The organism is Trinickia sp. (genome assembly GCF_051954495.1).
Taxonomy (GTDB): domain Bacteria; phylum Pseudomonadota; class Gammaproteobacteria; order Burkholderiales; family Burkholderiaceae; genus Trinickia.
In genome coordinates, this window is sequence record NZ_JBQCHR010000079.1 from 1 (window position 1) to 21146 (window position 21146).

Sequence of the window (21146 nt, forward strand, 5' to 3'; positions counted from 1 at the left end):
GGGACGCCCGCCCGAGAATTTGATGGCGTTGCCGACGAGGTTGTAGAGCACTTGCCGAAGGCGCGTGTCGTCCGAGAGCACGACCTTCGGCAGTTCGGGCGAGACCGACTTGGTCAGTTTGACCCCGGCCCGCTCGGCCACGGGGGTGAGCGATTGGCACAGCCCGTCGACCAGATGCTTGATGGACAGCGGCACGCGTTCGATATGGAGCCGGCCCGCCTCGATCTTCGAGAAGTCCCGAATGTCGTCGATGAGCGTGAGCAGGGCGTTCGCCGATTCGCGGATCGTCGTGACCATGTCGCCCTGGTCGGTCGACAGCGGCGATTGCGAAAGCACTTCGATCATGCCGATGACACCGTTCATCGGCGTGCGGATCTCGTGGCTCATCGTGGCGAGGAAAGCGCTCTTCGTGCGCGAGGCGGCCTCGGCGTCCGCGCGCGCTTGTTCGAGCTGGCGCGTCGCCCGGCGGCTTTCCGTCACGTCGCGCGCGGTGGCATAGACGAGCCCTTCGAGCTGGATCGCTTTCCATGACAGCCAGCGCGTCGTGCCGTCCTTGCACACATAGCGGTTTTCGAACTGATCGATCGGCTCGCCGGGGCTGCGGCTGTCGATTTCGTGGATCGTGCGTGCCCGGTCTTCGGGGTGGACGAATTCGATGAACGGGCGGGAGAGCAGCTCCTCGGCCGACCAGCCGAGCACCTTCGTAAAGGCGGGATTGACGCGTTTGAAGTTGCCGGCCGGATCGGCCAAGCAGGTCAGATCGAGCGACAGGTCGAACAGACGATCGCGTTGCGTCTCGGCTTCTTTGCGGCCGGTGACATCTTGCAGCATGACGAGGGCGCCGCGCACGCCGTCGAGCTCGTAGGGCACCGCGGTCATTTCGCCGATGAACGCCGTACCGTCCAGCCGCAGGCATCTGACTTCGCGTGCGGGTGCGGCGGTATAGCGAAGCAGTAACCGCCCGATGCGTTCCTCGACCACTTCGCGATGCTCGGCATGGACGAATTCGACGATCGACAGCCCACGGATTTGCGCGGCCGAATACGCGCCGAGCATCTCCAGCGCCTTCGGGTTGGCGAATGCGATCGTGAACTCTTGAATGAGGAAAACGGCGTAGGGCGAGAGTTCGATCAGTTGCCGATAGCGCGATTCGCTTTGCATCAGCGCCTGCTCGCTGGCATGTTGGCGGCTCATGTCGCGGATCAGCGCGATCACGCCGTTCGAATCGGCGCCGCGACGCTCGACGCGCATTTCGTAGACGCTGGGATAAGGCGTGTCCAGCTGGAACACCGCACTCGCGGAATGCTCGAGCGACGCGCCGCGCAGCATGGCCGCGAAACGAGCCGATTTGTCGTCGCGGTCGGCGCCGCCGTCGTTGCGGAAAAAAGCCTCGGCGATCTGCTCGGGCGTGGCCGTTGCGATTTCGTCGCCGCTCCAGCCGAGCAGCTCGATGAGTCGCGGGTTGTAGCCGTCGATCCGCCCGTCGGCGGAAAAGGCGAGCGCGGCATCGGGGATCGCCTTGAACAGCGCATCGGCGCGCGTTGCTTCGCGGGCCGTGCGGGCGTGCGCTTCACGTTCGCGCTCGGAAGCGGCCTGCAAACGACGGAATAGCCGCCCTTGGTGTCCTTCGGCCACGAAGATCAAAATCGTCAGGACGATGCCGGCGAACAGCAGGGCGAGCGTGCGCAGCCGGAACGCCGAGAGGAAATCCGCGTTCGAAAAGCCCGCCAGCACGACGAGCGGGTAGTCGGGCAGCGTTTCGTAGGAGATCGTGCGCTCGATGCCGTCGACCGCGCTCGGCGCGGCGAAATGGCCTCGCGGTGATTTCGCGAGCGCCACGCGCAGCGGCGCCTTGGCGGGCAAGCGCTGCCAATCGAGGTTCTCGCGCGTCCCGCTGCGGCGCGCGCGGAAGGCGAAATCGTTTGCGCCGATCACCGCGACGACGCCTTGACGGCCGAGCCGCAGTGGCCCGTACATTTCGGTCAAGTACGAGGGCGGCACGGAAACGACGATGACTCCCAGAAAGCGGCCCTGTGCATCGTTGATGCGGCGCGACAGCTGGATGGAGGACTGTCCGCTCACGCGCCCGATCACGGGCCGGCCGACGAACAGCCGCGTACTCGGATCGTTCATATGGACGCGAAAGTGCTCGCGATCGGAGAGATCGATGGGCTGGAAATCGGCGATCGTCGACGCGCGCAGAATCCCATGCTTATCGATCACCGCGACTTGAATGAAGACGTCGAGCGCCAGCAGGCCCGAATGGACGTAATCGCCGAGCGGCAAGGCGACGCCGTCGCGGCGCACCTGCCAGGCGACGACGGAAGCGACTTGATCGGCTTCTCGGATGACGCGCGAGGTATGGGCGGCAAGGGCCTCCGCCAGCGTGTCGGCCTGCAAACGCTCGTTCGCCAGCTCGGTTTTGGCGTCCCAGGTCGCGAATGCGCCCAGCGCAATCCACACGGCCAGGATCAACCCCAGCGCCATCGCGTGATTGACGCGGAACGAATGCCGTATACCGGCCAGCGATCGGCCCAGACGGGTAAAGTTGATCATCTCTCAGCAAGCACTTTTTGCCGGTTTGTGCGTTTTCTCGTGAAACCGACTTCTTCCGATTTTTTAACGACAAAAGTGCTGCAAAACTTGAATGACGATTAAAGGGTGTAAACGCTTAAGGGTTGATTCCGCCCGCGCAGGAAAGAAAGGGGGCAATAAAAAAGGGCTGCCGCCTTCGCGCACAGCCCTCGTTTTGCTGCAACGCCGCGCTGACGGCGTGCCTCGGTTTTACCTCAACCCGTATTGCGCAAGCCGGCAGCGATGCCGTTGATCGTCAAGTGAATGCCGCGCCGCAGGCGCGTATTCGTATCGCCCGAGCGATGGCGCTTGAGCAATTCGACCTGCAAGTGGTTGAGCGGATCCAAATACGGGAAGCGGTTTTTGATCGAGCGCGCGAGCAGCGGATTGTCCGCGAGGCGCTCGTCCTTGCCGGTGATCTCCGAAAGCGCATGCGAGGTGCGCTCCCACTCCGCCACGATGCGTTCGAACACGTGTTTGCGCAGCTTTTTGTCCTGCACGAGCTGGGCATAGCGGGACGCGACGGCCAGATCGGTCTTCGACAGCACCATGTCCATGTTCGACAGCAGCGTGGAGAAGAACGGCCAGCTCTTATACATCTTGCGTAGCGCCGACAGGCGCCGCGTGCGCTCCGCTTCGCTCGCCGCGCCGTCCAGATGCGCGGCCACGGCGCTGCCGAAGCCGTACCAGCCCGTGAGCAGCAAGCGGCACTGTCCCCATGAAAAACCCCAAGGAATCGCGCGCAAGTCTTCGATACGGCGATTTTTCGGGTCCTGCAGCTTGCGCGAGGCGGGCCGGCTGCCGATGTTCAGTTCGGCGATCTCGGCGATCGGCGTGGACGAGAAGAAGTAATCGGTGAAGCCTGGCGTCTCATAGACGAGCGCGCGATAGGACGCCATCGCGGCGTCGGACAGCGCTTGCATCGTTTCCTCGAAGGCCGAGAGATTCGCGGGCGCATTGCCTTGCGGCACGAGCGACGCTTCCATCGTGGCGGCGACGACCGTCTCGAGATTGCGCCGGCCGATCTCGGGGTTGCCGAACTTGCTCGCGATGACTTCGCCCTGCTCGGTCAAGCGGATTTGGCCGTTCACGGTGCCCGGCGGCTGCGACAGGATCGCCTGATAGGTCGGGCCGCCTCCGCGGCCGACCGTGCCGCCCCGGCCGTGGAACAGGCGCAGCGTAATGCCGCGTTCGCGAAAGAGCGCGACGAGCGCGAGCTCCGCGCGATAGAGCTCCCAATTGGACGTGAGAAAGCCGCCGTCCTTGTTGCTGTCGGAATAGCCGAGCATGACTTCCTGCTCGCCGCCTTGATGCGCGACCAACGCGTCGACGCCGGGCAGCGCGAAGAATTCGCGCATGATCACGGGCGCGTTGCGCAAGTCGGCGATCGTCTCGAACAGCGGAATCACCATCAGCGCGTTTTTCGCATGCGCGCCGCGTGCGCCGCTTCCGAGCGTACCCTCGAGCAAGCCCGTTTCCTTTTGCAGAAGCAGCACTTCGACGAGGTCGCTGACCGTCTCGGTATGCGAAATGATGTGGTTGCGCACCGCCCGGGCGCCGAAGCGCTCGCGCGTGACGCGGGCCGTTTCCAGCACCGCCAGTTCGCTTTGAACGAGCGGCGAGTACTCGATATACGGGGAGCGCAAGAGCCGAGGCTGCTCGAGCTCCGCGAGCAGCACGCGCAGCTTGTCGGCTTCGGACAGGGCCGCGTAGTTGCGCTCGACGCCGGCGCGCGCAAGCAGTTCGGCGATGACCGCTTCATGCACGTCCGAGCTTTGACGCAGGTCGATCGAGGCGAGATGGAAGCCGAAGACCTGCGCGGCGCGCGCGAGCGGCGCGAGGCGGGGCGTGGCGAGCGAGGCCCCGTGGTGCGCGCCGAGCGAATCGACGAGCACGTTCAGGTCGTGCGCGAACGCCTGCGCGTCGGCGTACGGTACGGCATCGCGATGCACGCCGCTGCGCGTGTGCACCGCGCCTTCCCCCAGCAACGTGCGAGCCGTCGCGGCGAGCCGCGCATAGACGCCGATCAGCGCGCGGCGATAGGGCTCGTCCACGCGGTGCGGCGATTGATCGGGCGAGGCCGCGGTGAGCGCCTTGAGCGCATCGCTCGAGCCGGCGAGCATGTTCGACACCGACAGCTCGGCGCCGAGGGCATGCACTTGCTCCAGATAGTGTTCGAAGATGACGGCCGCTTGCCGAGTGATGGCATGCTCGAGCGTGGCGGCGGTGACGTTCGGGTTGCCGTCGCGGTCGCCGCCGATCCAACTGCCCATTTGGAAGAACGCCGGAAGGCGCGCGCTCTCGCCGGTATGCTCGGCCAGGGCCGTCTCGATATCGTCGTATAGCGCGGGAATTTCGTTCAAGAACGTCGCCCGGTAGTAGGAGAGCGCATTCTCGATTTCGTCCGCGACGGTCAAGCGCGAATCGCGCAGCATGCGCGTTTGCCATAGCGTCGTCACGCGTGCGCGCAGCATCGCTTCATTGTGCGCGCGCTCGCGCTCCGTCAGCTGTTGATCGCGTTCGGCCAGAAGACGCGCGATGTCGTGCTGCGCATCGAGAATGCTTTTGCGCTGCACTTCCGTGGGGTGCGCCGTCAGGACCGGCACGATCAATGCGTCGTCGAAAAAGCGCTTGAGCGTATCGGCGTCCAAGCCGCCGTTCAGCGCGAGACGGCCGAGCGCATAGGCGACCGTCCCCGCTTGGGGGGCGGAGCCCGCCAGCGCGTGAATGCGGCGGCGGCGATTATGGTGGCGATCCTCGGCGATATTGGCCAGGTGCGAAAAGAAGCTGAACGCCCGAACGACGCTGACGGTTTGTTCCGGCTGCAACGCGCGCAACTGCTTCTCGAGCGACTGCGCGGCGCTCGTGTCGTCCTCGCGCCGGAATTTGACCGCGCTTTGACGAATCGTTTCCACGACGTCGAAGACAGCGTCGCCTTCCTGCTCGCGCACGACGTCGCCGAGCAGGCGGCCGAGGTAGCGGATGTCTTGGAACAGCGGCTGATCTTTGTCCTCGCGGCCGCGCGCGGCCGGTTTGCCCGGCGTGGCGCGATTCGCGCCGTGATCGCGCGAGGCAGCGGCGGCGGGCGCCGCGGCGAGCGCGGCGGATTGGGCGGACGAGCGGGGCGTTGCATCGTTGCGGCGGGCGGTGCGCGCCGATCCGGAAGACGTCACGGTGGGTTCCTCAGTGAAGCCAGATGAAAGGGGCTGACAGCAGACAGCGGACAGCTACACAAAACTGACGAAACGACTGCAAAACGTGCTGGGGTGCGCCGCGGGGCCGGTCACACGGCGCTCGTGGCAGCCGCGTGCGGATGCCGGCGACGCGCGGTCATGCGCGCCTTGGCGCCGGCAAGCGCGAGAAATGGGGCTAGGCTTGCGTGCTACCATTTCCCGATGTTCCATCCCGTCATTCGAAGTGTGAATCATGAATTCCGAGACGCTTTCAGCCGCACCGCCTACCGAACTCGTGATCGCCTCGCGAGAGAGTCGTCTCGCGATGTGGCAGGCCGAGTTCGTGCGCGATGCGCTGCGGAAATTATATCCATCTTGCGACGTCCGAATTCTCGGCATGACGACACGCGGGGATCAGATCCTCGATCGAACGCTCTCGAAGGTCGGCGGTAAGGGGCTTTTCGTCAAGGAACTCGAAACGGCGCTGGCCGATGGCCGCGCCGACTTAGCCGTGCATTCGCTCAAGGATGTGCCAATGGCGCTGCCCGACGGTTTCACGCTCGCTGCCGTGATGGAGCGCGAGGATCCTCGCGACGCTTTCGTCTCCAACGATCACGCTTCGCTCGACGCGCTGCCGGCCGGCAGCGTCGTGGGCACTTCGGCCCTGCGGCGCGAGGCGATGCTGCGTTCGCGGTATCCGCATCTCGTCGTCGAGCCGCTGCGCGGCAATCTCGACACGCGGCTCGCCAAGCTCGATCGCGGCGAATACGCGGCCATCATTCTGGCCAGCGCGGGCTTGAAGCGGCTCGGCTTGGCCGGCCGGATCCGCACCTGGCTCGACGTCGACGCGAGCCTGCCTTCCGCGGGCCAAGGCGCGCTCGGGATCGAAATCCGCACGGGACGTCCCGAACTCGAAGCCTGGCTCGCTCCGCTGAAGCACGAACCCACACGGCTGGCCGTCGAAGCCGAGCGGGCCGTTTCCCGCGCGCTCGGCGGCAGTTGCGATGTGCCGCTCGCCGCCCATGCTATGTGGAAGGGCGAATTCCTGCAGCTGGCGAGCCGGGTGTCGATGCCCGACGGCAGCCGCGCCGCGTTCGCGCAAGCGTCGGCGCGCGTGGCGAGCCTCGCCGAGGCGCTCGCCTTGGGCGATACCGTCGCGCGTTCGTTGGAGTCGCAGGGCGCGCGCGCCGTGGTGGACGAGCTCGCGGCCGCACGCGGCGCCGAGCCCGCCGCCTGACGCGCCGCGCGCATCGATGACGCGCGTCGAGCCCGGCGGCTCGCAACCTAGTTCAGGCGCTAGTGCGGCGCGCTTCACGGCGGTGCTCACGCGCCCCGCCGGGCAGTCGTTCGCGCTTGCCGCGGCGCTCGAGCGCGAGGGCATCGATGTCTTCGACTTTCCTCTGATCGATATCGTCGCCGCCGAGGACGACGCGCCGCTGCGCGCCGCCCTCGACGCGCTCGAACGTTTCGCGCTCGTCATCTTCGTCTCGCCGAACGCGATCGAGCGTGCCTTCGACGCCGTGCCCGGCCTCGTTTGGCCCGCGGCGGTGCCGATCGGCGTCGTCGGACCAGGCAGCGTCGCGGCGCTGGCGGCGCGCGCGATAGCGCCGCCAACCCATCTGGTGGTTGCGCCTGCTGGAGCGGATTCGTTGGCGGGCGCGCCGAACGGGGGCGATGACGCCGGCGGCGAGCCCGGTGTGCGTTTCGATTCGGAAGCCCTGCTCAGCGCGATTTCCGAGCGGCTCGGCCTCGCCTCGTTGAATGGCCGCCCCGTGCTGATCGTACGCGGCGACGGCGGGCGCGAATGGCTGGCCGACCGCTTGCGCGAAGCGGGCGCCCGCGTCGAGGCCGTGTGTGCCTATCGGCGCGTGCTGCCGGCGCCTGCGGCGCAGGCATGGGCTCGCGTGCGCGCGCTGCTGCAAGGCGCGCCGCATGCTTGGCTCCTCACGAGTTCCGAGGGCGTGCGCAACCTCGACGCGCTCGCTCGCGCCGAACTGACCGATGCCGAGCGCGCCGCGTTGCGCCGCGCGCCGCTCGTCGCCCCGCACCCGCGCATCGCCGAGACGGCGCGGGCACTAGGTTTTGATACGATTACGACATCCGGCCCCGGCGATGCTCGCATTCTCGGGGCGTTGCGCGCTTTATCCGAATCGTCTCGCGCCTTCCTCGACCAACCGGCCCGGGCCCCCATGGCTCCGGACTTTTCCTCGACCCATCCGCGCATGACTGATACGAACCAAGAATCGTCTTCCGCCTCGTTCCAGCCGGCCGCCACGCCGCCGTTCCCTCCCCCCATGCCGCCCGTCTACGACGCGCCGCGCCGTCGCGGAGGAGGCCTGGTCTGGGTCGTCGTCATCTTGCTGGCCATCGCGACAGGCGTCGCCGCCTTTGCGTTCAACCGCAAGCTCGACCGGCTCGATGCGCGGCTCGCGTCGCGGCAGCAGGCGCTCGACGCGCAAACGGCCGAATTGCGGACGAAGACCGAGCAGGCCATCGCCACGGCGCACCAAGCCGACGCCTCTCTCTCTCAACTGCAAGGCAAGCTGGCCGACGCGCAAACCGCCCAACAGGCGCTGCAGCAGCAGTATCAAGACCTTGCGCGCAATCGCGACGACTGGACGCTAGCCGAAGTCGAGCAGACGCTCTCGAGCGCAAGCGAACAACTGCAGCTCACGGGCAACACGCAACTCGCGTTGTTCGCGCTGCAAAGCGCCGATACGCGTCTGGCCGCATCGGCGAGCCCGCAGGCGCTCATGGTGCGCAAGGCGATCGCGCAGGACATCGACAAGCTCAAGGCCGCGCCTTCGGCCGATCTGAGCGGCCTCGCGATCAAGCTCGATGACGCCATCGAACAAATCGACACGCTGCCCTTGCTCGGCGAAGCGCCGAGCGCGCACGCCTCGCCCGCGGCAGGCGCATCGGCGCCGGTCACGGCCAGCGCCGCGGCCCCCGGCGAATCGCGCGTCGCCCACTGGTGGCGCGTGTTCTCCCGCGCGGCCGGCGACGAGCTCAAGAGCCTCGTCCAGGTGCGCCGCCTCGACAACGCCGATGCGATGCTCAACACGCCGGAGCAGGCCGAATTCATTCGCGAAAACGTGAAGTTGCGCCTGCTGTCGGCGCGGCTGGGCTTGCTCTCGCGCAACGGCGCGACGCTCAAGTCGGACCTACAGGCGGCCGATGCCGCGCTCGCGCGCTATTTCGACGGCGCGTCCAAGCGCACGCAAAACGTGCGCGCACTCCTTAAGGCCGTGGGGCAAGGGGCGGCGGCCGTGGAGATGCCGAACTTGAACACGAGCCTTCAAGCCATCCACAACTACAAGAGCCGAGGCTGACGATGGCGCTCAGAGGACTCCTGTGGTTGGCTCTGCTTTTCGTGCTCGCGGCTGTATTGGCCACCGTCGGCCATTTCGACGCGGGGCAGGTGCTGATCGTCTACCCGCCGTACCGCATCGACGTGTCGCTCAATCTGATCGTCGTCGGTGTGATCGCGCTGTTCATCCTGCTCTACGCGTTGATTCGCATTGGGCGCAACGTCTGGACGATGCCGCAGCGCGTCGCCGCCTATCGCGTGCGATCGAAGGAGGCGAAAGCCCATGCGGCGCTGCGGGACGCCATCGGCAACCTTTACGCCGGACGCTTTTCGCGCGCTGAAAAAGCGGCGCGCGAAGCGCTGACGCTCGATGCGAACAAGGGTGCGGCGGGCCTCGTCGCCGCCGTGGCGGCGCACCGCATGCGCGAGTATTCGCGCCGCGACGAGTGGCTTGCCGCGATCGACGCGCCCGAGTGGCAGGATGCGCGCTTAATGGCGAGCGCCGATATGCGGGCGGACGGCCGCGATCCCGACGGCGCGTTGACGGCGTTGACGGAGATGCAAGCGCAAGGCACGCGCCGCATCCACGCGCAGCAGATCGCGCTGCGGGCGCAGCAGCAGTTGAAGAATTGGGCGGAAGTGCTCAAGCTCGTCAAGACGCTCGAAAAGCGCGAGGCGCTGCATCCGGCCGTCGCCGTGCGGCTGCGCCAACAGGCGGCGGAAAGCCTGCTGCGCGATCGTCGACACGACCCCGATGCGCTGCTTGCCCTTTGGCATTCGCTGGCGCCGGCCGAACGGCAATCGCCGCGCTTGGCCGATCTGGCCGCCGAACTCCTGATCGCGCTGGACCGGCATCAGGAAGCCCGCAAGATCGTCGAGGAAGCGTTGGTGCACAACTGGGATGCGCGCCTGTTGCGCCGCTATCCGGACACGGCGCAAGCGGGCGATGCGCTGCCGCTGATTCAAAAGGCCGAAGCATGGCGCAAGGAGCGTCCGGAGGATCCGGACCTGCTGTTCGCCCTGGGCCGTCTGTGTCTTCAGCAGCAACTATGGGGCAAGGCGCAGTCGTTCCTCGAAGCGGCCTTGAGGCTGGCGGACGACAACGACGCGCTCGTCATTCGCACGCACCGCGCGCTCGCCCGGCTGTTCGAACAGCTGGGCGAGACGGCCCGCGCGAGCGAACACTACCGGGCGAGCGCGTTGGCGATGAAAATCGTCTAAGCCTCGGCCCGAACCAAAGGCTACTTGTTCACGAGCCGCGCCGGCACGCTGAGCGCGAGCGCGGCGCCGAGCACCATGAACGCGGCGAGCATGTACATGCCCGAGTCGTTCGCACCCGTGACCTGCTTGAGCCAGCCCACCGCGTAGGGGCTCAGAAAGCCAGCGAGGTTGCCGATCGAATTGACCATGGCGATGCCGGCCGCGGCGCCGGCGCCGGCCAGAAATGCCGTCGGCAGGCTCCAGAACAACGGCAACGAGGTGATGATGCCGGCCGTGGCGAGCGTGAGCGCCGCGAGCGCCAATCCCGTGTTGTGCGCCCATGTCACCGACAAGACGAGCCCGAGCGCGCCCGCGAGACCGGGCAGCGCGACGTGCCAGCGCCGTTCGCGCCGCTTATCGGCGCTGCGCGCAACGACGATCATGGCGACGACGGCCACGGCGAACGGGATCGCGGACAGCAGGCCGATCTTGAACGCATCGGTCACCCCCGTGGCCTTGATGATGGTCGGCAGCCAGAAGCTCACGCCATAAAGGCCCATCACGAACGACAGATAGATGACGCTCATGAGCCAGACGCGGCCGCTCGAGAGCACGGCCAAAAGCGGCAGCTCTTCCTTGCCGGCGTCTTCCGCGCTGATGTTGCGCTCGAGCAGGCGCTTTTCCTCGTCGCTGAGCCAGGCGGCCGTCGCAATCCGATCGTCGAGCATGAAGAAGACGACCACGCCGGCGATGACCGAAGGCAGCCCTTCCAGCAGGAACAGCCATTGCCAGCCTTGCCACCCGTTCGCGCCGTCGAACGCCTTGAGGATGTAGCCCGACACCGGCCCGCCGACGACGCCCGAGAGCGCGACGGCCGTCATGAACCAGGTCGTCATGCGGCCACGCCGGTGCGCCGGATACCAGTACGTCAGATAAAGAATGATGCCGGGGAAAAACCCTGCTTCGGCTAGACCGAGCAAGAAACGCATGGCGTAGAACATCGCGGGCGTCGTGACGAACATGGTCAGCGCGGAAATCACCCCCCACGAGACCATGATTCGCGCGATCCACAGCCGCGCGCCGACGCGATGCAAGATCAGGTTGCTCGGGATTTCGAAGAGAAAGTAGCCGAGGAAGAAGATGCCGGCGCCCAGGCCGTACACGGCATCGCTCAAATGCAGCGCCGACGCCATCTGCAGCTTGGCGAAGCCCACATTGACGCGGTCGAGATAGGCGACGAGATAGCAGACGAGCAAGAGCGGCAAGAGGCGCCACGACACCTTGCGATAGGTGGCTTCCTCGAAGTTCGACGAAGGCGCGCCGGCGCCGGGCATGGCGAGCGGGTCGACTGGGTTAGGACTGGCCATACGGACTGTCTCCTCTTCGTTATGTGCATGTGGGGTGAAACGGGGCAATCTTTTAAACGCAGCGTCCGCCGTCCACTTCGAGGCTGACGCCGGTGATGAACGCCGCGTCGTCGGACGCGAGGTAAAGTGCGGCGTTCGCCACATCCTGCGGGGTCGAAAACCGGCCGAGCGGGATGCCGGCAAGGAAGCGTTTGCGGTTTTCGGGCGTGTCTTCGCAGCCCATGAACTCGGTGAGCAGCCCGGTTGCTCCGATGACCGGGTTCACGCAATTGACCCGAATGCCGTCCGGCCCGAGTTCGGCGGCCAGCGCCTTGCTCGCCACGAGCACGGCGCCTTTGCTGCCGTTGTACCAGACGAGGCCCGGGCGGGGGCGCACGGCGGCCGTCGAGGCGATGTTGACGAAGGCGCCGCCGCCGCGCGCGCGGAAATACGGTACGAACGCTTGCATGCTCCAGTAGATGCTTTTGACGTTGACGGCGTAGACGCGGTCGAATTCGGCCTCGGTCACTTCCATGACCGGCTTGTTGCGATGCGTCGTGCCGGCGTTGTTGACCACGATCTGGACGGCGCTGAAATCCTCGATCGCCGCGTCGCGCAAGGCGTGCCAATCGTCGATCTTCGTCACATCGCCGGTGACCGCGATCGCACGTCCGCCCGCGAGCGCGATTTCGCTCGCGACGCGCTCGGCGGCGGCGCCGTTCAAATCGTTGACGACCACGTTGGCGCCTTCACGAGCGAACGTCTTCGCGATGCCTTCGCCAAAGCCCGAACCGGCGCCCGTGACAACCGCCGTTTTGCCCTGCAATCGCATGATGTCTTCCTCCAGGCCGTCGCGGCCCTTTGATTTCGTATTGCGCTTACGTACCTCGGATATCGCATGCGCCGGTCGTTGCGAGCGCTTCTACGCTAGCCGTGCCGGATCGCGATGGTCTTGAGCGTCGTGAAACCGTAGAGCGCCTCGAAGCCTTTCTCGCGGCCGTGCCCCGATTGGCCCGCGCCGCCGAACGGCAGCTCGACGCCGCCGCCGGCGCCATAGTTGTTGATGAAGACTTGTCCCGCGCGCAACCGGCGCGCAAGCCGAAGTTGACGCGCGCCGTCGCGCGTCCAGACGCCGGCGACGAGCCCATATCGCGTGCCGTTCGCGAGCGAGAGCGCTTGCGCTTCGTCCTCGAACGGCGTGGCGGCGAGCACGGGCCCGAAGATCTCCTCCTGGGCGAGGCGATGCCCGATGGGCACGTCGGCAAAAAGCGTCGGTGCTTGATAGAAGCCGCCGTTCGGCGCGCTGGCGTCGATCTTGCCGCGTGCGGCGAGACGAATGCCGTCGCGTTCGGCATCCTCGACGAACTGCGCCACGCGCCTGTGCTGCTTGGCATTGATGAGCGGGCCGCAGTCGGGGTCGAGCGCGCTCGGGCCTACCCGCAGCGCGGCGAATGCGGCAGACAGGCGCTCGACGAGCGGCGCGTAGACGGCGCGCTCGATCAGCACGCGGCTGCCGGCGGAGCACGTTTGCCCGGCGTTTTGGATGATGGCGGAAACAAGCGTAGGCAGGGCGGCGTCGAGGTCGGCATCGGCGAAGACGATTTGCGGCGATTTGCCGCCTAGTTCGAGTGTCGCCGGCGCGTGATGTTCGGCGGCCAGCTGCGAAACGAGCGTTCCCACGCTAGGCGATCCCGTGAAGGAGATATGGTCGACGCCCGGATGCCGCGCCAATGCCGCGCCCGCTTCCGTGCCGTATCCCGTCACGATGTTGAGCGCGCCTGGCGGCAGGCCCGCTTCGGCCGCGATCTCGGCCACGCGCAGCACCGTCAGGCAGGCGTCCTCGGAGGGCTTGACCACGCAGGCATTGCCGGCGGCGAGCGCGGCGCCCACGCTTCGTCCGAAGATTTGCATCGGGTAGTTCCACGGCACGATGTGGCCCGTGACGCCATGCGGCTCGCGCACCGTCATCACGGTGTAGCCCGATTGATAGGGAAGGGTCGCGCCGTGCAGCTTGTCGCAGGCGCCGGCGTAGAACTCGAAATAGCGGGCCAGCGCCGCCGCGTCGGCGCGCGCCTCGCGCAGCGGCTTGCCCGTGTCTTTCGCTTCGAGGCGAGCGAGCTCTTCGCCGCAGGCCGCGATCAGCATCGAGAGCCGGAACAGAATGCGGCCGCGTTCGGCGGCGCTCTTCTGGCCCCACGCACCGTCGTAGGCCGCGCGGGCCGATGCGACGGCCGATTCGATATCGGCGGCGTTGCCGCGTGCGATGCGAGCGAACGGCTGGCCGTCGGAAGGATCGATCATGTCGATCGCCTCGCCGCTTGCCGGGGCCGTCCAGCCGCCGCCGATGAAGTGCTTCGCTTCTTCCATCCAAGGCTCCTGCTAAGAGATCAGAACCGTCAGTCGAAACGTCACCGGCCTCGATTATGGCGCGATCCGGGGGCAAAGTGCGCATGCGCCGCTCGGCTATAATGGCGCGCAACGCATGCCGCTTTCGGCGGCGCGCTTCTCGAGCGCGTCGGCATCACCGCGGCCGCCACGCCTGGCGGCGCGAGCCTCGGTTTTTCCGGTTTCCCTTTCCATTTCGTCAAGAGAACGCCATGAGCTTCAATCACGTCCCCGCAGGCAAGGATCTTCCGCAAGACTTCAACGTCGTCATCGAAATCCCGGCGCAGAGCGATCCGGTCAAGTACGAAGCGGACAAGGAACTCGGCTTGCTCGTCGTCGACCGCTTCATCGGCACGGGCATGCGCTATCCGGTCAACTACGGCTACATTCCGCAAACGCTGTCGGGCGACGGCGATCCCGTCGACGTGCTCGTCATCACGCCGTTCCCGCTGATCCCCGGCTGCGTCGTGCGCTCGCGCGCGCTCGGCATGCTGCAGATGACCGACGAATCGGGCGTGGACGCCAAACTCGTGGCCGTGCCGCACGACAAGCTGTGCCCGATGACGGCGCACATGAAGTCGATCGACGACGTGCCCGGCTATCTGAAGGATCAGATCAAGCACTTCTTCGAGCAATACAAGGCGCTCGAAAAAGGCAAGTGGGTGAAGGTCGAAGGCTGGGCCGGCATCGACGCCGCGCACAAGGAAATCACCGAAGGCGTCGCGAACTTCAAGAAGTAAGATCGCGTTCGGTCATGACCGACGCCAGCGTGCGCTCGCCCGCCGCGAGCGCGCGCTTCTCCAGCGCTGTCAGCTGCTTGACCCGGTATTCGGCGCGCAACGCGCTCGAACGATCGGCCACCTCGAACGAAGCCAATAGCGACACAGGCTTGCGCGCGCGGGTGTAGCGAGCGCCTTTGCCGGTCAGGTGTTTCTCGTATCGGGCTTGTACGTCCGTGGCAATGCCGGTGTAGACGCTGCCGTCCGAGCATTCGATGAGGTAGACGAACCAAGCCATCGTCGATTGTGGCGCCTATATGGGTAGCGTTTGAATGGGCGCAATTGTATGCCAGGCGTTACCGCGCAGCTTTATTCCTACCGCTTCTTGAACGGATCATGCTCGCGCAATTCATCCACATGAGCGTGAATCAGATTGGCTTCGTTCGCTAAGAATCTTGCGACCGCATCCGAAAACGCCGGATGCGCGAGCCAATGCGCCGAATGCGTGACGGTGGGCATGAACCCGCGCGCCATCTTGTGTTCACCCTGCGCGCCGCCTTCGAATACGGCGAGCTTCTCCTCGATACAGAACTCGAGCGGCTGATAGTAGGCCGTTTCGAAGTGCAGGCACGGCACGTGTTCGAGCGCGCCCCAGTAGCGACCGTACAACACGCCGCCCGATTGCGCATCGCGCTGATAGACGAGCAGCGAGCTCGCGATCGGCCGGCCGTCGCGCTCCGCGATGACGAGCAGCAGGTTTTGGGGCATCGTCCGCCCGATCGTGCGAAAGAATTCGAGGTTCAAGTACGGCGAAGAGAAATGCTCGCGGTACGTCTGCTTGTAACAACGGTTGAAAAAGCGCCAATCGGCGTCGGTCGCATCCTCGCCGCGCACGCGCCGGAACGTCACGCCGGCGTCTCGCACCTTGCGCCGCTCCGCGCGAATGTTCTTGCGTTTTTTTTGTTCGAGCGTCGAGAGGAACGCGTCGAAATCGCGGTAGCCGTCGTTCAGCCAGTGAAACTGAATGCCTTCGCGTCGCATCATGCCGAGCTCGCCGAGCGTTTGCGCTTCGGCGTCCGTCGGAAACAGTACATGCAGCGACGAGACATCCGATTGCTCCGCTAGCGCGACGAGCGTCGCCGCTAATTGCCGGCGCGCCGCATCGTCGACGGCGATCAGGCGTGTGCCCTGCACGGGGGTGAACGGCACGGCGCAGACGAGCTTGGGATAGTAGGGCAGGCCGTTGCGTTGATAGGCATCGGCCCAGGCCCAATCGAACACGTACTCGCCGTAGGAGTGAGTCTTCACGTAAAGCGGCGCGGCGGCGGCGAGCGCGCCTGTTCGCGCATCGACGAGCGTGACGAAGCGCGGCGCCCAGCCGGTTTCCTCGGTCGCGCACTGCGTGGACGTGAGCGCGCTCAAGAACTCGTGACGCAAGAAGGGTGTGGGCTGCGCCTGGCGAGCGACGAGTGCGTTCCACTCGCGCGCGTCGACTTCGAGCGGCGAGCCGAGAAGCCCCATGCGATAATCGATGCGTTCCTGTTTCAACTGTCGTCTGACCGTGTTCTTCGGGACGGCGCAATGCGGATCGCCACGGGTGTGGCCCATCGCATCGCGCGCCCGACGTTTCTCGTTCGTACCGCCGAGTCGTTCGGCCGTACCGGCCGTTTGCCGCTCAACGCTATGAAGACCCGTATTGCTCTAGCTCAAATCAACGTTACCGTCGGCGACTTCGCTGGCAATATCGCCAAGATCGTCGACGTGGCCCGCGCGGCGCATCGCGACGGCGCGCGGCTCGTGATCACGCCCGAGTTGTCGCTATCGGGCTACCCGCCCGAAGATCTGTTGCTGCGCCCGGCCTTTTACACCGCCAGCGCCGCGGCGCTGACGGAGCTTGCCGAAAAGCTCGCACCGCTCGATGGGCTGCACGTGATCGTGGGCCACCCGCATCGTACGCCCCGCTCGGCGAGCGGTCATGGTAATGCAAACCGGCCGATCGAGCGCGGCGCGGCGCCTGACGATACGTATAACGCGGCCTCGCTGATCGTCGACGGCAAGATCGTCGGCACCTACTTGAAGCAGGATCTTCCGAACACCGAAGTGTTCGACGAAAAACGCTACTTCGCTTCGGATACGACACCGTTCGTCTTCACGCTCGATGGCGTCAAGTACGGTCTCATCATCTGCGAAGATGCCTGGCATGCGTCGGCGGCGCAAGTTGCGAAAGCGGCGGGCGCGCAAGTGCTGCTGATTCCGAACGGCTCGCCATTTCACCTGAACAAGGAGGCGACGCGCGTCGACATCGTGCGAGCGCGGATCGCCGAAACGGGCCTGCCGGTCGTCTACGTGAACCTCGTGGGCGGGCAGGACGAGCTGATCTTCGACGGCGGATCGTTCGTGCTCGATGCGCAAGGTGAGATGGCGGCGCGCATGGCGCAATTCGTCGAAGGCCACGCGATCGTCGAATTCGAAGGCGGCCGGCCGCTCGCCGGCGAGATCTCGCCGGCCGAATCGCTCGAGGCGCAGGCCTACGCGGCGCTCGTGCTCGGCGTGCGCGACTACATCGGCAAGAACGGTTTTCCGGGGGCGATCATCGGGCTGTCGGGCGGCGTCGATTCGGCGCTCGTGCTCGCGATTGCCTGCGATGCGCTCGGCGCCGATCGCGTCCGCGCCGTTATGATGCCGTCGCGCTATACCGCCGATATTTCCACGTCCGACGCCGCTGAAATGGCGCGGCGCGTGGGCGTGCGCTACGACGAAATCGCCATCGCGCCCATGATGGATGCGTTCCGCGGCGCGCTGTCGGCCGAATTCGAAGGCTTGCCCGAAGACGCCACCGAGGAAAACATCCAGGCGCGGATTCGCGGCACGCTGCTGATGGCGCTGTCGAACAAGTTTGGCTCGCTCGTGCTGACAACGGGCAACAAGAGCGAAATGGCGGTTGGTTATTGCACGCTCTACGGCGACATGGCGGGCGGGTTCGCCGTGATCAAGGACATCGCCAAGACGCTCGTCTATCGCCTTTGTCACTACCGCAACGGCGCGCCGTCATTCGCCAAGCGCGATGTGATTCCGGAGCGGATACTCACGCGCGCCCCGTCGGCGGAATTGCGCGAGAACCAGACCGACCAAGACAGCTTGCCGCCCTATGACGTGCTCGACGCGATCATGCGTATGTACATGGAAGAGGACAAATCGCTCGCCGAGATCGTCGCGGCAGGCTATGCGCGCGAAGACGTCGCGCGCGTGACGCGCCTCATCAAGCTCAACGAATACAAGCGGCGTCAAGCGCCGATCGGAATTCGCGTGACGCATCGTGCCTTCGGACGCGACTGGCGTTACCCGATCACCTCTCGCTACACCGAGCCGATTCAGTAGAAGTCAATCGTGCGCCGTACGCCGCGCAGGGGCGCGGCGCGTGCGGGCGTAGAATCGCTTCATCCGATTGTCCATTTCCCCGTTCGTCCGATTCTTACGAGGCACGTCATGAAACGCATCACCGCCATCATCAAACCGTTCAAACTCGACGAAGTGCGCGAGGCTTTGGCCGAAGTGGGCCTGACCGGGCTGACCGTCACCGAGGTCAAGGGTTTCGGCCGCCAAAAAGGCCACACCGAGCTTTATCGCGGGGCCGAGTACGTCGTGGATTTTCTGCCGAAGGTGAAGATCGAAGTGGTGGTCGCCGCTTCGCAGTGCGATCAGGTCATCGACGCCATCATCGGTGCGGCTCGTACGGGCAAGATCGGCGACGGCAAGATCTTCGTGACCGAAGTCGAACGCGTGATCCGGATCCGGACGGGCGAGGAAAACGAAGCGGCGGTTTGAGCCGCTTAGCCTGAGCGTTGCCACCAAAAAAAAGGTGCGATGCCCTGTCGGGACATCGCACCGATACGCGCCTCTCGCAGCAGCGTGAAACTTGAAACTATAAGACTCGATTACGTCTGTTCTTTTAGACTACGCCGCTCGCTTAGAACGAGTGTTGAATGCCGGCGTAGACGCCCGATTGGCTGTGACCGGCCACCGGGTTTTCGATGTTGCCTGCGCCCGGCTGGTTCGCGTTCAGGCTGAAGTTCGCGTTCTTGCTGTTGCGAACCGTGGCGATCTGAATGTCGAGCAGCGTGCGCTTGGAAAGGTTATACGTACCGCCGATCGTGTAGATCGTCGCATTGCCCGCGCCATTGTTGCCGTTCACGTGATACACGGCTGCGATTGCAGCAGCGGCCGGCGTGGCTTGCCACGTAATGCCGCCCCATTCGTGATCGAGCGTCGACGGAACGCCGGGAACCTGCGCCGAGATACCCGACGTGCGGATTGCTTGGTACGCGCCTTGGATCTTGAACTGACCCAGGAAGACGTTCACAGCGGCCGTGTATTCACGCGAGTAGTTGAACGCGCCCGTGTTCGCAGCGTTGCCGCCTGCTGCCACCGTGCCATTCAGCTGACCGTTTGCCGGGTCGCGGATTTCGTCGTACATACCGCGCACTTGGAACAGCGGGTTCGTGTACGTGATCTGCAGACCTGCTTCGCGGCCTTGGCCGTTCGCATTGTTGCCGTTCCACGACGTCGCGTTCGACAGAGCGTATTGGCCGTAGAAGTCGAAGCCGTTCCACTTCGGCGATTGGTACGCGAAGTTGTTGCTCGACTGCGGCCAGTTGCGGCCACGCACCAGCGATGCCGACGACCAGTTCGATTGACCGAACGGATCGAAGTCCCACACGCCGTTCGAGATGTACAGCATACGGCCCATCGAGAACGTACCGTAGCTGTCGTTGGACAGACCGATCGTCGCCCAGCGATTCCAGAGGCTGCCGGCGCCCGGGCCGCCACCGTTCATCGTGTTGAACGAGCCTTCCAACTTGAACAGCACTTTGTTGCCGCCGCCAATGTCTTCGGTGCCCTTCATGCCCCACAGGCTCGTACCCCAGTCACCGCTTTCCGCACGCCAACGCGAGGTCGAACCGCCCGCGCCGTTTTGCAGACCCGTCTGGTACTCGAGGCCGGCATCCAAGCGGCCATACAACGTCACGCTGCTTTGTGCATGCGCGATGACGCCAGCCGACATGAGCGCCGCGGCGAGCAATGCTTTCTTCATCTTCTCCTCCATACCCTGTCAAAAGTGAAGCCACTACTGCGAATAGCGCTCGGGTGAGAGCATCACCCGAGCGGGAATCCGTTGCTAGGGAGATCCATCGGAACACACGAGGGCCAGCTGCGGGCTTGGTGGGCCGTTACGCGCTGCGCTCGGGTCCGAGGCCGCACGACAGGCGGTGTCTCCTCGTTTGAAGTAAAACTACATTTGCAGAACTTTGTTTTGCTACTTTGGTTACTAATTTAGCAAAAATACATCTTGGTAGCCAAGCAAATCGTAGTCTTGCTAGCAGGTGTCGCCAAATTGCCATATCCAGATGGTGGGACGGGCGCCGGAGGAGGGCCGGAGCGCCTTGCGGGACCATGGTGCAGCAATGCACTCACATGTTGTGCAACGTCGAGGTTGAGGATTTCGGGTATTGACGAAGAATTTTGTACGAGCTAGGAAAAACGCGCTTTCGGAGGCCCGCTGTTCATGGATTGGGCGAGTTACGGTGCAAACGTTTGGCGTTCGGGTGCATTGCATCCGGCTTTCGACTGCGATGCCGGCGTCGCGTGAGCGCAACGCTCGGATTTGTCTCGATCCTCGAAAATCGTATGCGCCACCCATCGCCGATTGGCAGTGCTTCGATTAAAATCGCGCCCAATAAAAACGCAAAGATATCTGAGAGGGCCGATCCATGGGATCTCATGTGCTGTCCGAAGCCGCATTCGCGGGTGGCGGACAAAACGGTCGTTTGATTCGACTCGATACGCCCCTGGGCGACGATTGGCTGCTGCCTTTGTATGCGAAAGGCCGGTCGCGCTTGGGCCGAGACTACGAATTCGTCGTTGATGCCGCGTCCGTCATGGGGCGCGAAATCGATTTGAAAGCCTTGATTGCGCAGCCCGTCACGCTATGGCTTCAGCAATCGGACGGCGACTATCTGCCTCATCACGGCTATGTGAAATCGTTCTCGCGATTAGGTAGCGACGGGTATCTGACGTTTTATCAATTGCGCTTCTCGTCGTGGATGTGCTTTTTGCCATTACGGCGCGACATGCGCGATTGGCAGGAGCAGACGGGCGAGCAAATCGTGGCCGACGTGTTCGACCAACACCCGCAAGCGCAAGGCGCATATCGGTTCGATCTGCGGCAAGCGATGCCCCAGTACTCGAACCGCGTGCAGTGGGAAGACGACTGGAATTTCGTTCATCGCAGCTTGGAGGAGGCGGGGGTGTTCGGCCGCTTCGAGCAGGCCGAGGACGGCAAGTCGCATTCGCTCGTGTTGATGGACGATTTGTATTTCGTGCCGCAACTTGCACAGCAAACAGTGCGGTTTCATCGCACGGGGCTGCGCGAGGAAGTCGA

General features: G+C 64.8%; 15 protein-coding genes. 7 read left to right on the forward strand and 8 right to left on the reverse strand.

What is annotated here, in order from left to right; all coding sequences use genetic code 11:
- Both ACTHNR_RS10875 and ppc read right to left on the reverse strand, forming a co-directional pair.
- Nucleotides 1-2556: PAS domain S-box protein (locus tag ACTHNR_RS10875; RefSeq protein ID WP_440547613.1), on the reverse strand; the 2556-nt coding region annotated here is incomplete at its 3' end.
- Between the two features lie 233 nt (nt 2557-2789).
- Nucleotides 2790-5747, reverse strand: a complete 2958-nt coding sequence (gene ppc, locus ACTHNR_RS10880; RefSeq protein WP_440547614.1) for a phosphoenolpyruvate carboxylase — start codon at nt 5745-5747, stop codon at nt 2790-2792.
- 253 nt (nt 5748-6000) lie between these two features.
- Between ppc and hemC the strand changes: the two genes are divergently transcribed.
- The 3 genes from hemC to ACTHNR_RS10895 are packed head-to-tail and all read left to right on the forward strand — an operon-like array spanning nt 6001 to nt 10278.
- Nucleotides 6001-6984 (forward strand): hydroxymethylbilane synthase, encoded by a 984-nt coding sequence (gene hemC, locus ACTHNR_RS10885; RefSeq protein ID WP_440547615.1) that lies wholly within the window; start codon nt 6001-6003, stop codon nt 6982-6984.
- A gap of 16 nt (nt 6985-7000) precedes the next feature.
- Nucleotides 7001-9079, forward strand: a complete 2079-nt coding sequence (gene hemDX / locus ACTHNR_RS10890) for a fused uroporphyrinogen-III synthase HemD/membrane protein HemX (protein WP_440547616.1) — start codon at nt 7001-7003, stop codon at nt 9077-9079.
- Nucleotides 9080-9081: 2 nt separating this feature from the next.
- Nucleotides 9082-10278 (forward strand): heme biosynthesis protein HemY, encoded by a 1197-nt coding sequence (locus ACTHNR_RS10895; protein WP_440547617.1) that lies wholly within the window; start codon nt 9082-9084, stop codon nt 10276-10278.
- 20 nt (nt 10279-10298) lie between these two features.
- On the opposite strand, the gene ACTHNR_RS10900 is transcribed toward ACTHNR_RS10895, so the two are convergent.
- The 3 genes from ACTHNR_RS10900 to ACTHNR_RS10910 form a co-directional block, all read right to left on the reverse strand.
- Nucleotides 10299-11624, reverse strand: a complete 1326-nt coding sequence (locus ACTHNR_RS10900; protein WP_440547618.1) for an MFS transporter — start codon at nt 11622-11624, stop codon at nt 10299-10301.
- Between the two features lie 52 nt (nt 11625-11676).
- Nucleotides 11677-12435 (reverse strand): SDR family oxidoreductase, encoded by a 759-nt coding sequence (locus ACTHNR_RS10905; protein ID WP_440547619.1) that lies wholly within the window; start codon nt 12433-12435, stop codon nt 11677-11679.
- A gap of 95 nt (nt 12436-12530) precedes the next feature.
- The gene (locus ACTHNR_RS10910) at nt 12531-13970 is read right to left on the reverse strand and encodes an aldehyde dehydrogenase family protein (RefSeq protein WP_440547620.1); all 1440 of its coding nucleotides are present in this window, start codon (nt 13968-13970) and stop codon (nt 12531-12533) included.
- A 230-nt stretch (nt 13971-14200) separates the two neighbouring features.
- Between ACTHNR_RS10910 and ppa the strand changes: the two genes are divergently transcribed.
- Entirely contained in the window at nt 14201-14728 is a 528-nt protein-coding gene (ppa, locus tag ACTHNR_RS10915; RefSeq protein ID WP_440540206.1) for an inorganic diphosphatase, read from the forward strand.
- Here the strand turns inward: ppa and ACTHNR_RS10920 are convergent.
- Both ACTHNR_RS10920 and ACTHNR_RS10925 read right to left on the reverse strand, forming a co-directional pair.
- A complete protein-coding gene (locus ACTHNR_RS10920) occupies nt 14718-15005 on the reverse strand; it encodes a GIY-YIG nuclease family protein (RefSeq protein ID WP_440547621.1) in 288 nt (95 codons plus the stop codon). The genes ppa and ACTHNR_RS10920 overlap by 11 nt on opposite strands.
- Nucleotides 15006-15082: 77 nt before the next feature.
- Nucleotides 15083-16255 (reverse strand): GNAT family N-acetyltransferase, encoded by a 1173-nt coding sequence (locus ACTHNR_RS10925; RefSeq protein ID WP_440547625.1) that lies wholly within the window; start codon nt 16253-16255, stop codon nt 15083-15085.
- Between the two features lie 135 nt (nt 16256-16390).
- Here ACTHNR_RS10925 and ACTHNR_RS10930 point away from each other — a divergent pair, with 135 nt between their 5' ends.
- Complete coding sequence (locus ACTHNR_RS10930; RefSeq protein ID WP_440547626.1) at nt 16391-18085, forward strand: NAD+ synthase; 1695 nt, start codon at nt 16391-16393, stop codon at nt 18083-18085.
- A 108-nt stretch (nt 18086-18193) separates the two neighbouring features.
- The gene (locus tag ACTHNR_RS10935) at nt 18194-18532 is read left to right on the forward strand and encodes a P-II family nitrogen regulator (protein ID WP_440547622.1); all 339 of its coding nucleotides are present in this window, start codon (nt 18194-18196) and stop codon (nt 18530-18532) included.
- A 142-nt stretch (nt 18533-18674) separates the two neighbouring features.
- Here the strand turns inward: ACTHNR_RS10935 and ACTHNR_RS10940 are convergent, their stop codons facing one another.
- Entirely contained in the window at nt 18675-19799 is a 1125-nt protein-coding gene (locus ACTHNR_RS10940) for a porin (protein WP_440547623.1), read from the reverse strand.
- Nucleotides 19800-20475: 676 nt separating this feature from the next.
- On the opposite strand from ACTHNR_RS10940, the gene ACTHNR_RS10945 reads away from it, so the two are divergent.
- Nucleotides 20476-21146 (forward strand): phage late control D family protein (locus tag ACTHNR_RS10945; RefSeq protein ID WP_440547624.1); only part of this gene is annotated, 671 nt, incomplete at its 3' end.